Source organism: Pedobacter sp. GW821-FHT01D05 (assembly GCF_059422505.1).
Genome location: NZ_JBWKXA010000001.1, coordinates 1,383,670 through 1,397,101, shown reverse-complemented (window position 1 = coordinate 1,397,101; position 13,432 = coordinate 1,383,670). Strand labels below are relative to the sequence as shown.

The window sequence follows — 13,432 nt, the reverse complement described above, 5'->3', positions numbered from 1 at the left end:
TAATTATCATGAAAAAGATTTATATCATAATTTTAGCAGCTTGTACTACATCATTGATGTTTAGCAGTTGTAAAAAAGTGCTCGAAAAACAGGATTTAGGTAGTTTTACTGCCGATCAGGTTTATAACGATTCTACCACAACAAAATTAAGTATCGATTATATCTATAGCCAGAATCAACCGGCCTGGTTTGGCAACGTTGGCGGCTTAAGTGCTTCAGTTAGTTCGCTTTCAGAAGAGCAATATGGAGATAATGTTTTTGTTAAAGGTACAGCGACTATTGAGTCTGTAACCGATTTAGGCAATACGAATACTGCTGGAAACTACGTGAAGATTAGAACCATCAACATGTTCATCAGAGATGTTAATGCAGGTACATTAGATCCGGCAATGAAAAAGAGATTTAATGCACAGGCTTATTTTTGGAGAGCTTTCAGGTATTTTGAACTCGTAAAACTATACGGTGGCGTGCCAGTGGTATTGGTACCACTGGATGCGGTAGGCGAAGATGCTAAAAAAGCAGCACTTTTACCTCGTAACACCACTTCAGAAACTTTTGCTCAAATTGTTAGGGATTTGGATTCCTGTATTAAATATATTCCGGTGAAATGGCCTAAAAACGATGATTACGGCCGGATTACTAAAGGTGCTGCTCAAGCCTTTAAAGGGCGTGTACTATTAACTTTCGCCTCTCCCGAATTTAATCCAAGTAATCTTTCTTCAAGATGGCAGGATGCTTACACGGCAAATACACAGGCAATAGCAACCCTATCTACCAATGGTTTTGGCCTGTACACTAAATTTGACGCAAGCATGTGGACAACCGAAGGAAGTGCAGGAGGAAGCACACCACGCAATCCGGAAGCCGTGTTTGCAACACTTTATAATACAGGAACAACCGATATCGGACAGAATAATAATACCTATCCCAATGCAACAGTTCCGAAATATATTGGTAGTACCGGCGGCTCTAATTTACCCACCTGGGATATGGCTTTGGCTTTTCCGATGAAAGATGGAAAGGATATAGGCGCATCAAAATATACTTATAGTCTGGGCACGTTTTATAAAGACAGGGATCCAAGATTTGATCAAACAATTGCCTATAACGGATGTAATTGGCCTCTATCGGGGAATTCATCTTATAGATTGTGGACTTATTATTATACAAATGATAAAAATGTTCTGGCCACTACTGAGCCGTCTGGCGCCACTTCTTCGGGCTTATATTTAAGAAAAGGAATAGACCCATCTTTAACATTGGCTACTTTTCAAAATGCCGGTACCGATTGGATAGAGATCAGATATGCTGAAGTAATGTTAAATCTGGCAGAATGTGCGGCCGAAACTGGCCAAAGTCAGGAAGCTTACAACAATTTAATTAATATTAGAAAAAGGGCTGGCATAGAAGCAGGAGCCGATGGATTGTATGGTTTAACAGCTGGTTTGAGCGGAAACCAGTTAGTTGCAGCGATAATGAAAGAAAGACAAATTGAGCTTGCATTTGAAGGTAAGCGCTTTTGGGATTTAAGACGCAGAAAACTATTAGAAAGCACTTTAAACGGAAAGAGAAGATTAGGTGTTACCATAACGCTTAAAAATACGGGCACAAAAACAGATTATATTCTAGGAACAAGAGATGTTTCTGCCAATACCAATCTGGATGCACTATATGCAAATAGTTTTACCGTAACAACCAAGCAGCTTGATACTTATAATATTGCTTATCAGCCTGGAGTTTACTTTTTTGGTATTCCGACAGTATCATTAAATAACAATATTAATCTTGTCCAAAATAACACTTGGGGTGGAGCGTTCGATCCATTAAAATAAATGGGCTAAGATCTTGGGGCGGTTTGCTCACCGCCCTGGTTTTTTTATATTTGGTTTTGAAAAAAGGGAACATTAATTTGTTTCCTTTTTTTTTATTTAAGAATGTTACATTTATATATAAATTTTATTCCTATCTTGTAACATGGCTGCGAGAATGAATTTAATTTGTTACAGGCATTTTTGCCAATTGATAAGATGATACAATAGATAGCCAAAATTATACATTAAACAGCTGCTTTTTGCATGCAAATTTGAAAGATAATATACTTTCTAACCAAAATTACTTACAAGGATAGACCAAGAAATGAGCCACGATTTTCGATATCAGCGATTAGATTTTTTCTGTTAATTTAAAAAAATCGTAATTTCTTTCTCTTCCCAACGAACAACACAAATGAAAAAGAACATTTTAAATCTGTTGCTAACAACAGCATTAATACTCTCCGCAAATTATACGTTTGCCCAATATCCAAACATTCCTGCCAATATTAAAAAATCATCTGATTCGATGATGAAAGAAGCCTATCATCAATCTGATATTGCCTGGGAGAAAGCAAAGCCTATTATTGCAAAAGAGGCAGCTCAGGGCAAACCATATATTCCTTGGGCAGGTAGACCAAATGATTTGCCACAATCAGATTTATTGGCTTTTCCAGGTGCAGAAGGCGGTGGCGCCTATAGTTTTGGTGGTCATGGCGGTAGGGTTATTGTAGTTAAAAACTTAAACGATAGCGGTCCGGGTTCTTTGCGTGATGCGTGTGAGCAGGGTGGTGCGAGGATCGTGGTATTCAATGTTTCAGGAATTATCAGATTAAAAACACCGCTTATTATCCGTGCACCTTATATCACTATTGCCGGTCAAACCGCACCTGGTGATGGTGTATGCGTGGCAGGCGAATCGGTTTGGTTAAATACACATGATGTGATTATACGTTTTATGCGTTTTAGAAGGGGAGAAACCTTTGTGGGCCGCAGAGATGATGCCATTGGTGGCAACCCGGTAGGCAACATTATGATCGATCACGTTTCGGCAAGCTGGGGATTAGATGAAAACATGTCGATGTACCGCCATATGTACAATGACAGTACAGGTAAAACCGAAGAAAAATTGGGAACGGTTAACATCACGATACAAAACTCTATTTTCTCAGAGGCATTAGATTATTGGAACCATGCTTTTGGCAGCACCTTAGGTGGAGAAAACTGTGCCTTTGTTCGTAACCTTTGGGCAGATAATGGCGCTCGTAACCCATCAATTGGCTGGAACGGCATATTTAACTTCGCCAACAACGTGGTTTTTAACTGGAACAACCGCTCTACAGATGGAGGAGATTATACTGCTCAATACAATATCATCAATAACTTTTATAAACCAGGTCCGGTTACCGAACTAAAAGACCCAATCAGTTACCGCATTTTAAAACCAGAATCTGGACGTAGTAAATTACCCTATGTTGTTTTTGGTAGGGCTTATGTAGCTGGAAATATCATCGACGGTAATGAGAAAGTAACCAAAAATAACTGGGATGGTGGGGTTCAATTAGAAGATAAAAAAGGAAATTTAATGTCTTTCGAAGAAGCAAGTAAATATTTCGCTGCAATGAAAGCTAAGAATCCCTTTCCAATGCCTAAGATTAGCATTATCCCTACTTTAAAAGCCAAAGAATATGTACTGGCAAATGCTGGTGCAACTTTACCAAAGAGAGATCCGGTTGATACCCGAGTAATTAAACAGGTTGCCACAGGTAAAATTGAAGTTCACCCTGATGCGAAACCATCTGCATTTCAATTCGAACACCGCAGATTACCTGGCGATTCTTACAAGCAAGGCATCATTACCGAAGTTTCACAGGTTGGCGGTTATCCAGCATATAAAGGTACACCATATAAAGACAGTGATGATGATGGCATGCCTGATGCTTACGAGCTTAAAAATGGCTTAAACCCCAAGGATGCATCTGATGCTTCAAAAATCACTAAAAGTGGTTATGCAAACATCGAAGTATATTTAAATAGTGTGGTTCCACTTTCTATTGTTAAGCCTAACTAATATGCGTACCTGGAATTCAATTTTTAGCATAATAGTGCTTTGTGGCATTGGAAATGTAGCTTTTGCACAATATCCGGTAATCCCAGAGGCTATGGAAAAGAAAGCCGATTCGCTTCTAAAAAGCATTGAAGAAAAATCTGAACTGCAATTTTTAAAAGTAAAACACATTGTAGATGAAGAAGCAAAACATGGTAAACCTTATATTCCATGGGCAGCAAAACCAGGCGATTTACCGCAAGCTAAAACAGTGGCCTTTCCTGGTGCTGAAGGCGGTGGTGCTTATTCTTTTGGCGGCCGTGGAGGAAAAGTTTACGTCGTAACCAGTCTTGAAGATTCGGGCAGCGGAACTTTACGCGAGGCTTGTGAGCAAGGCGGTGCCCGAATCATTGTTTTTAACGTTTCGGGTATCATCAAATTAAAAACACCACTGATTATCCGTGCACCTTATATTACCATTGCCGGTCAAAGTGCGCCTGGTGATGGAATCTGTGTGGCTGGCGAATCGGTTTGGATCAATACCCACGATGTGGTGATCCGTTATATGCGTTTCCGTCGTGGCGCAACCGATGTTACCCGTAGAGATGATGCCATTGGCGGAAATCCTGTCGGAAACATTATTATCGATCACGTTTCAGCAAGTTGGGGACTGGATGAAAATATGTCGATTTACCGCCATGTTTACGATCCAAAAGATGGTTCTAAACCTGTAAAATTACCTACAGTAAACGTTACCATTCAGAATTCGATCTTTTCTGAGGCTTTAGATACCTATAACCATGCTTTCGGAAGTACAATTGGTGGTTTGAACAGTACTTTTATGCGTAACCTTTGGGCATCAAATATCAGCAGGAATCCATCTGTTGGGATGTATGGCGATTTTGGTTTTGCCAATAATGTGATCTTCAACTGGTGGAACAGGAGTGCCGATGGTGGCGATAATGCTTCATTTTATAGTTTCATCAACAATTATTATAAACCAGGCCCCATTACACCTGCGGGCGAACCGATTTCTTATCGTATCTTAAAACCTGAATCGGGTAGGGATAAGAAGTTCTCGAGCGAATTTGGTAGGGCTTATGTAACCGGAAATATTATAGAAGGAAACGAAAAGGTAACCAAAAATAATTGGGATGGTGGTGTTCAGCCTGAAAGCAAAAGAGATAAACAAAAACTATTAGATTCGATGAAAGTAGATAAACCTTTGCCAATGGCTAAAATTTCAATCATCGATACTAAAAAAGCTTATGATTATGTTTTGGCCAATGCTGGTGCATCTTTACCCGTTCGCGATGCGGTAGACCAACGTATCATTAAACAGGTTTCAACTGGTAAAATTGATCATGTTGAAGATGGGAAATTGCCAGCTCAACAAAGTTATGTAAAACGCCGTTTACCTGCCGATTCTTATAAAAAAGGAATTATTTCAGATATCGCACAAGTAGGCGGTTATCCTGAATATAAAGGAAAACCTTATATAGATACTGATAACGATGGTATTCCTGATGCTTGGGAAACCAAAAACGGACTAAACCCGAAAGATGCTAAGGATGCATCAAAAATTGCGAAATCAGGTTATGCCAATATCGAAGTTTATTTGAATAGTTTGGTAGATATCATTAAAGTGAGACCTGCTAAAGGTTAAAGAAAAAAGACTAAAGCTGAAAGACTGAGTATCTTCTATCCAAAATCGTCATGCTGAATTTATTTCAGCATCTTTCATGCTATAAGGACCCTGAAATGAATTCAGGGTGACGACCGTTCATAGATTGTTGACAAAGAAAATAACATTAATGCCAAAAACTAACCACATATTAAAAGTTATACAACTAAAAACCTTATCGATTTTGGTAATGGCGCTTTTGGCGACAAACTTTTCATTTGCCCAAAAAATAAAGCCGGTGGAGCCACCAAAACCTATCTTTAAAGGGAAGGATGGTAAAATGGCTTATACACCGGATATTGATGGAAACCGGATTCCCGATTTTTCTTACGCTGGTTACATGGCAGGCGAAAAAGCCATTCCTAATGCACCAATAAAGGTAATAGTTCCTGTTTCAAAAGGCGATGCTACTTTAAGGATTCAATCGGCCATTAATTATGTTTCGAAATTACCGCTGGGTAAAGATGGATTACGTGGCGCCGTTTTATTAGAAAAAGGAATTTACGAAGTTGCAGGAACATTAAGGTTGTCAGCTTCTGGAGTGGTGCTCCGTGGAAGTGGAATGGGCGAAAACGGCACAAAGATTTTTGCAACTGGCTTAGACCGGATCGGTGTAATCAGGATTTTAGGTCAAAAAAACAGGATAGAAGAACAGGCAATTGCGGTTACTGATACTTATGTACCGGTTAATGCAAATAAAATTACGCTGTCTAATGCCAGCGGATTTAAAGTAGGCGATCAGATCATCATTAACAGACCTTCAACCAAAGAATGGATCGAAACCCTCAAAACGGTTGAATTTGGTGGTGGTGAAAGTGCTTTAGGCTGGAAACCAGGAACTAGGGATATTCATTGGGATAGAAAAATTATCGCCATAAACGGCAATACCATAACTTTCGATGCCCCAATTACAACAGCTTTAAACGCTAAATATGGTGGCGCAACAATTTCAAAATATAAATGGGAGGGAAGAATTGCACAAACAGGTATTGAAAACCTGAAAATTGAATCCGATTATCATAAAGAAAATAGTAAAGACGAATACCACCGTTGGACAGCAATCTGTTTAGAAAATGTACAAGATGCCTGGGTCCGTCAGGTGGTTTTTGAGCATTTTGCAGGTTCTGCAGTAAATGTTTTGGAAACTTCAAAAAGGATTACTGTTGAAGATTGTAAATCGTTAGCCCCAATTTCCGAGATCGGTGGTGAGCGCCGTTTTACCTTTTTAACTACTGGTCAGCAAACGCTTTTCCAAAGGTTATACTCAGAATATGGTTACCATGATTTTGCGGTTGGCTTTTGCGCTCCAGGCCCCAATGTTTTTGTACAGTGTCAGTCTTATTTGCCTTTCAGTTTTAGCGGCGCGATTGATAGCTGGGCATCGGGCGTTTTATTCGATATCGTAAACATCGACGGACAAGCGTTGAGTTATTTAAACCGCGGACAGGATGGGCAAGGTGCTGGCTGGAGTGCCGCAAATAGTGTTTTTTGGCAATGTAGTGCCGCAAGGGTTGATAATTTTCAGCCACCAACAGCTCAAAACTGGGCTTTTGGAACCTGGTCTCAATTTGCCGGAAACGGTTATTGGGATATGTCGAACGAACAGATCCAGCCGCGAAGTTTATATTATGCCCAACTAAAAGATAGATTGGGAAGTGAGGCGGATAGCAGGAATTTTGTGCTACCTGTTGAAACAGAAGCATCAAGCAGTCCACCTGTAGATGTGGCATTAAAATTAACAAAATTGGCCTACAAACCTGCTTTAACCGTTTCAGAATATATTGATGCAGCACCTGACAGGAATAAAATCCCGATGGATGCCGGTTCGGCAAAGAGCATAGATAAAATTGGCTTAGTTCAAGTTATTCAACCTGCTCTTGCGGGTGCGATGGGCATCAAAAATGGCTGGTTAGTGCGTGGCAGCGAAATCGTTCTGGGTAATCGTCAGGATGTGCCTTGGTGGAATGGAAGCGCCCGTCCGTATGGATTAAAAAACACTAAATTTCATATTACGCGTTTCGTACCCGGACGTTCAGGAAATGGTTTAACAGATGATTTAGATTCAATCACAGATGCGATGAAAAACGGCGCTGTTAAAGTGCTCGATCATAATTACGGCCTTTGGTACGATAGAAGAAGAGATGACCACGAGCGCATCCGCCGTATGGATGGCGAGGTTTGGGCACCTTTTTACGAATTGCCTTTTGCCCGTAGCGGACAGGATAAAGCCTGGGATGGTTTGAGCAAATATGATATTACCAAATACAACCTTTGGTATTGGGACAGGTTAAAGCAATTCGCTAATCTGGCTGATCAGAAAGGCCTGGTTTTAATCCACGAGAACTATTTTCAACATAACATTATTGAAGCCGGTGCACATTATGCCGATTTCCCCTGGCGTACCGCAAACAATATCAACAACACGGATTTCCCTGAACCTGTACCATATGCTGGCGATAAGCGCATTTTTATGGCCGAGCAGTTTTACGATATCAGCAACGAGCACCGCAGGGCGATCCATAAAGCTTACATCAGAAAATGTTTAGAGAATTTTGATGGAAACACAGGCGTTATACAATTAATTGGTGCCGAATTTACTGGCCCATTACACTTTGTTCAGTTCTGGATCGATACCATTAACGAATGGGAAAAAGAAACAGGTAAACACCCAATTATTGGCTTAAGTGTAACCAAAGATGTGCAGGATTCAATTTTGGCTGATCCAAAGCGCGCCAGAGTGATTGACCTGATCGACATCCGTTATTGGCATTACCAAGCTGATGGGAGCGCTTATGCACCGCAAGGAGGATTAAGTTTGGCTCCCCGTCAGCATGCACGATTGCTAAAACCTAAAAAAACCTCTTTCGAAGAAGTTTACCACGCGGTATCTGAGTATAAAAACAAATTCCCTGAAAAAGCAGTGATTTATTCAGGCGATAGCTTTGACAGTTTCGGTTGGGCAATTTTAATGGCAGGCGGTTCGCTCTCCAATGTCGATGGAATTGATGCTTCAATTTTAACCGCGGCATCTTCGATGAAACCCTTTTTACCTGCAGATAAATCAGCAAAACAATATGGTTTAGTAAACCAAGGCAAGGCTTATATTTTGTATAACGCTTCTACTAATGCCATCAATCTCGATCTGAGCAAAGTATCTGGAAAATTCAACGTAAAAGTGCTGAACGCGAGAACAGGGAAACGACTTAAAGAAGAGAAAATTAATGCCGGCGCTGTTGCTACATTAGAAAAGGTTGGATCAGGAGACGAAGTTATCATCATCAATAAAATTTAAACATGAATATTAAATCTAAAATATTTCTGCTTGTTATGCTTTCTTGCGCAGCTTTTGGCTGTAAGAAAAAACCATATTTTGGCGATAAAAGTCTCCTGGTTTCAGAGAATGGCAGATATTTAACCACCGGCGATAGTAAACCATTTTTCTGGCTTGGCGATACCGGCTGGTTGTTGTTTGGCAGGTTAACAAGAGAAGAAGCAAATACTTACCTCGAAGACCGCAAACAGAAGGGTTTTAATGTAATCCAGGTGATGTTATTACATGATGTGCCATCGAGAAACGTATACCTCGATTCCTCAGTTGTACATGCAGATGTATCAAAGCCGATGCTTACGCCAGGCAATAACTCAAAAGATTCTTTGGCTTATGATTATTGGGACCATGTAGATTATATCGTTGATCAGGCAGCAGAAAAAGGCCTCTATATGGCCCTGGTTCCGGTTTGGGGTACCAATGTCAAAAATAAAAAAGTGAACAAAACGCAGGCAAAGGCTTATGCTGAGTTCCTGGCAAAACGTTATAAAGATAAGTGGAACATCATTTGGCTCAACGGTGGTGATATTAAAGGTAGTGATGGTGCCGATGTTTGGAAGACCATTGGCGAAACTTTAAGGGCAAACGATCCGAATCATTTAATTACTTTCCACCCCAGGGGAAGAACAGCTTCTTCACAATGGTTTCAAAATGCAAAATGGTGCGATTTTGATATGGTTCAATCTGGCCATCGCCGTTATGATCAGGATACCTCTAAAAATGAAAAATTGCATTATGGCGAGGATAACTGGAAATATATCGAAGCCGATTATAAATTAAAACCTACCAAACCAACCATTGATGGTGAGCCTTCGTACGAAGATATTCCTCAGGGTTTACACGATACCACTCAACCACGCTGGACAGACAGTGATGTGAGGAGATATGGTTACTGGTCGGTTTTTGCTGGTGCTTTTGGCTATACCTATGGTCATAATTCGGTGATGCAGATGTACAAAAAAACAGATTTAAAACCTGCTTATGGTCCGAGAGACCAGTGGATCACTGCAATTAATGCCCCAGGCGCTAAACAGATGCAGTATTTGAAAGATTTAATGCTTTCTCATTCTTATTTCGATCGTGTGCCTGATCAGACTTTGGTAGCAGGTAAAAACGGCGAAAAATACGAGCGGATTCTTGCCACAAGAGGTGAAGAATTTGCACTGCTTTACACTTATACAGGGCGCAATTTCAGTGTGCAGCTAGGTAAAATTGACGGCGACGAAGTAAAAGCATCATGGTTTGATCCAAGAACAGGGAAAATCATCCCAATTGGAGAATTTGAAAATAAAGGAATAAAAGAGTTTAACCCACCAGGTGAGCCTGCAAATGGTAATGATTGGGTGTTAGTGCTGGATGAGCTATAGTAGAAACGATTAGCGAAAGGCGCATGGCGTTGAGCCTGCACAAGATCGTCATTTCGACTGGAGTGCAACGGAATGGAGAAATCTATTGCGAGAGTTAAAAAGATGTCATCCTGAGCGTAGTCGAAGGACAATCTTTTTAAAAAATTACAGAAAAGGTCTTCGACTACGCTCAGACTGACAATTGCAAAAAAGAAATAATTAAAGAAAAAAGTGTTTAAACCCAATTCTATATCATCATTTCGCTTAGCTATAATTGGCCTGCTGCTTTGTGGCTTAACATCCTGTACAAAACAAGCCTATTTATTTACCTCCTTCCATGAGCCTGCAAACGAAGGATTGAGGCTTTTGTACAGTTATGATGCTTACCATTGGACGGATTTGAATAAAACCTTCCTGAAGCCTGAGGTTGGAACGCAGAAGGTTTTACGCGATCCATCAATCGTTCAAGGCCCGGATGGAACCTTCCATTTGGTTTGGACCTGTAGCTGGAAAGGCGATAAAGGTTTTGGTTACGCAAGTTCTAAAGACCTGATCAACTGGAGTGAGCAAAAGTTTCTTCCGGTAATGGAAAGTGAGCCAAAAACCGTAAATGTGTGGGCACCGGAAATCTTTTACGATAACGAGAAAAAAGAATATGTAATCATCTGGGCCTCAACTATACCATATCGCTTTGCTAAAGGAATAGAAGAAGAGGAGAATAACCACCGGATGTATAGTATTACAACCAAAGATTTTGAGAGTTTCTCAAAACCAAAACTATTTCTCGATCCTGGTTTTAGTGTAATCGATGCGGTTATTGTAAAACGGACGACCAAAGATTATGTGCTGGTTTTAAAAGATAATACCCGCCCGAACAGGAATTTAAAAGTTGCTTTTGCAAAAGATGCTTTAGGCCCTTATGAAAATGTTTCGGAGACTTTTAGTCCGAAATTAACGGAAGGACCAACGGTTGTAAAAGTTGGAAAGAATTGGTTGATTTATTTTGATGCTTATGGACAAAAGATTTATTCGGCTTATAATACAGCCGATTTTAAGACTTTTAAAGATGTAACTGCCGAAGTTTCTATTCCTGAAGGGCATAAACACGGAACAATTATAAAAGTGAAAAGAAGAGTGATTAAGAATTTATTGAAATAATAAATGAGCCGTCATTGCGAACTTAAGCAAGGGAACAAGCAAGAGCGTGAAGCAATCTATCCAGCAAAAAAGATTGCTTCGTTCCGATGAAAAATCGGAAACTCGCAATGACGAAATGAACTAAAAACATGAAAATATTTAAAATACTTTGTTTAAGCCTAACATTAGCACTTGCAGTACAAAGCTCGCAGGCGCAGGATACAGTGCGCTATACCGGTAAAACCTTAGTTAACGCAGATTATCATCATGGGCAGCTTTCGCCAGTGATGGGTGTACACAGTATCCAAACTTTTCGTGCGAACAGGGAACACCCTGAACTGGCCGAAAACTTTGGCTGGACCTACAACCATGCGCCGATGTTGGCCTATTGGAACAATAAATTTTATATCGAATATTTAAGCGATAAAGTGGGCGAGAGCATCCCGCCAGGGCAAACATTATTACAGTCTTCAAAAGATGGCTACAACTGGACGAAACCAGAAGTGGTATTTCCAATCTACCGCATTCCTGATGGAACCACAAAAGAGGGTAGAACCGATGTTGCAAAAGATTTAGACGCAGTAATGCATCAACGCATGGGTTTTTATGTTTCCACTAAGAATGTATTCCTGGTTTTGGGTTTTTACGCGATCAGTTTTGACGCGAAAGACGATCCGAACGATGGCCATGGAATTGGCAGGGCAGTAAGAGAAATTCAGCAAGATGGAAAATATGGTCCAATTTATTTCATCCATTACAATCCAGGTTACTCGGAGAAAAACACCAAATATCCTTTGTACACCAAAAGCAAAAGTAAAGCTTTTATTGAAGCCTGTAATGAATTGTTATCAAATAAGTTAATGACACAACAGTGGAATGAAGAAGCGGATAGAAAAGACCCATTAATTACTTTGCAGAAACAATATAAAGCCTTCAGCTACTATCATTTACCTGATGGAAGAGTGGTAGGTTTATGGAAAAATGCCTTAACAGCAATCAGCAATGATAACGGTAAAAGTTGGCCTGAAAACGCATCGCGTGCACCAGGTTTTGTAAACAGTAATGCCAAAATATGGGGTCAAAAAACTGCTGACGGTAACTACGCGACGGTTTATAATCCATCTGAATACCGCTGGCCTTTAGCCATTTCAACAAGCAAAAACGGACTAGATTATACCAATCTTTTATTGGTAAATGGAGAAATTACACCAATGCGTTACGGAGGCAATTACAAATCTTACGGTCCGCAGTATGTTCGTGGTATTGAAGAAGGGAACGGAAAACCTGCCGATGGAAAATTATGGGTAACCTACAGCATGAATAAAGAAGATATCTGGATTTCTTCGGTTCCGGTACCCGTTAATGATAAAGCAACCCAACATGTAAATGACGATTTTAGTAAAATGCCGACTGATAAGGCACTCGAAATGTGGAATATCTATAGTCCGCTTTGGGCGCCAGTAACGGTTAACAATGGAACTTTGGTATTGAAAGATAAAGATCCATTCGACTATGCGAAAGCCGAAAGATTGTTTCCGGCATCCAGAAAAATCATGGCTTCGTTTTCGGTTACGCCAAAGCAAAGTGATTTTGGTTTACTGGAAATCGAATTGCAGGATGCTAAAGGAGCTGCTACCGTTCGGTTAACTTTTGATACTGCAGGAATCTTAAGTGCAAAAGCTGGTGCACGATATAAAAACTTTATGAAATATGAGGCAGGGAAAAATTACGACATCAAACTAAAATTAGATGCATTTACCCGATTTTACACCATTACTGTCAACGGAAAAGATGCATTAACCAGTTTGGCCTTTCAGCCTGTTGCCGATGTTTCCAGAATTGTTTTCCGCACCGGCGATGTGCGTCGTTTTCCTGATGTAGATACACCTGCCGATCAAACCTATGATCTAAAAAATGCTGGAGAATCAGAGAAAAAGGAAGCGGTTTATTCGATTAAATATTTAAAAACGGAGGGATTTTGAGACAGTTGGCAGTTTTCAGTTTGAAGTTTTCAGTTTTTCCCTCGTTTCCTTTTATAGCGTCATTGCGAGGAGGCACGACGAAGCAATCTTTCCTGTG

Annotated in this window: 7 protein-coding genes; all 7 read left to right on the top strand. The window is 40.2% G+C overall.

The window, feature by feature from the left end; all coding sequences use genetic code 11:
- Positions 1–8: 8 nt before the first annotated feature.
- The 7 genes from AC07VK_RS05660 (at position 9) to AC07VK_RS05630 (ending at position 13,335) form a co-directional block, all read left to right on the top strand.
- Complete coding sequence (locus AC07VK_RS05660) at positions 9–1,832, top strand: RagB/SusD family nutrient uptake outer membrane protein (RefSeq protein ID WP_492952342.1); 1,824 nt, start codon at positions 9–11, stop codon at positions 1,830–1,832.
- Between the two features lie 394 nt (positions 1,833–2,226).
- Positions 2,227–3,882: a pectate lyase family protein gene (locus AC07VK_RS05655; protein WP_492952343.1), complete on the top strand. Its 1,656-nt coding sequence runs from the start codon at positions 2,227–2,229 to the stop codon at positions 3,880–3,882.
- A 1-nt stretch (position 3,883) separates the two neighbouring features.
- Positions 3,884–5,524, top strand: coding sequence for a polysaccharide lyase (locus AC07VK_RS05650; RefSeq protein WP_492958938.1), 1,641 nt, complete (start codon positions 3,884–3,886; stop codon positions 5,522–5,524).
- A 148-nt stretch (positions 5,525–5,672) separates the two neighbouring features.
- On the top strand, positions 5,673–8,834 hold the full coding sequence (locus AC07VK_RS05645) for a DUF6298 domain-containing protein (RefSeq protein WP_492958936.1): 3,162 nt from the start codon (positions 5,673–5,675) through the stop codon (positions 8,832–8,834).
- 2 nt (positions 8,835–8,836) lie between these two features.
- Complete coding sequence (locus AC07VK_RS05640) at positions 8,837–10,237, top strand: glycoside hydrolase family 140 protein (RefSeq protein ID WP_492958934.1); 1,401 nt, start codon at positions 8,837–8,839, stop codon at positions 10,235–10,237.
- Between the two features lie 210 nt (positions 10,238–10,447).
- Positions 10,448–11,374 (top strand): glycoside hydrolase family 43 protein, encoded by a 927-nt coding sequence (locus AC07VK_RS05635; RefSeq protein ID WP_492958932.1) that lies wholly within the window; start codon positions 10,448–10,450, stop codon positions 11,372–11,374.
- A 128-nt stretch (positions 11,375–11,502) separates the two neighbouring features.
- A complete protein-coding gene (locus AC07VK_RS05630; protein ID WP_492958930.1) occupies positions 11,503–13,335 on the top strand; it encodes a six-hairpin glycosidase in 1,833 nt (610 codons plus the stop codon).
- The last annotated feature ends 97 nt before the right edge of the window (positions 13,336–13,432 follow it).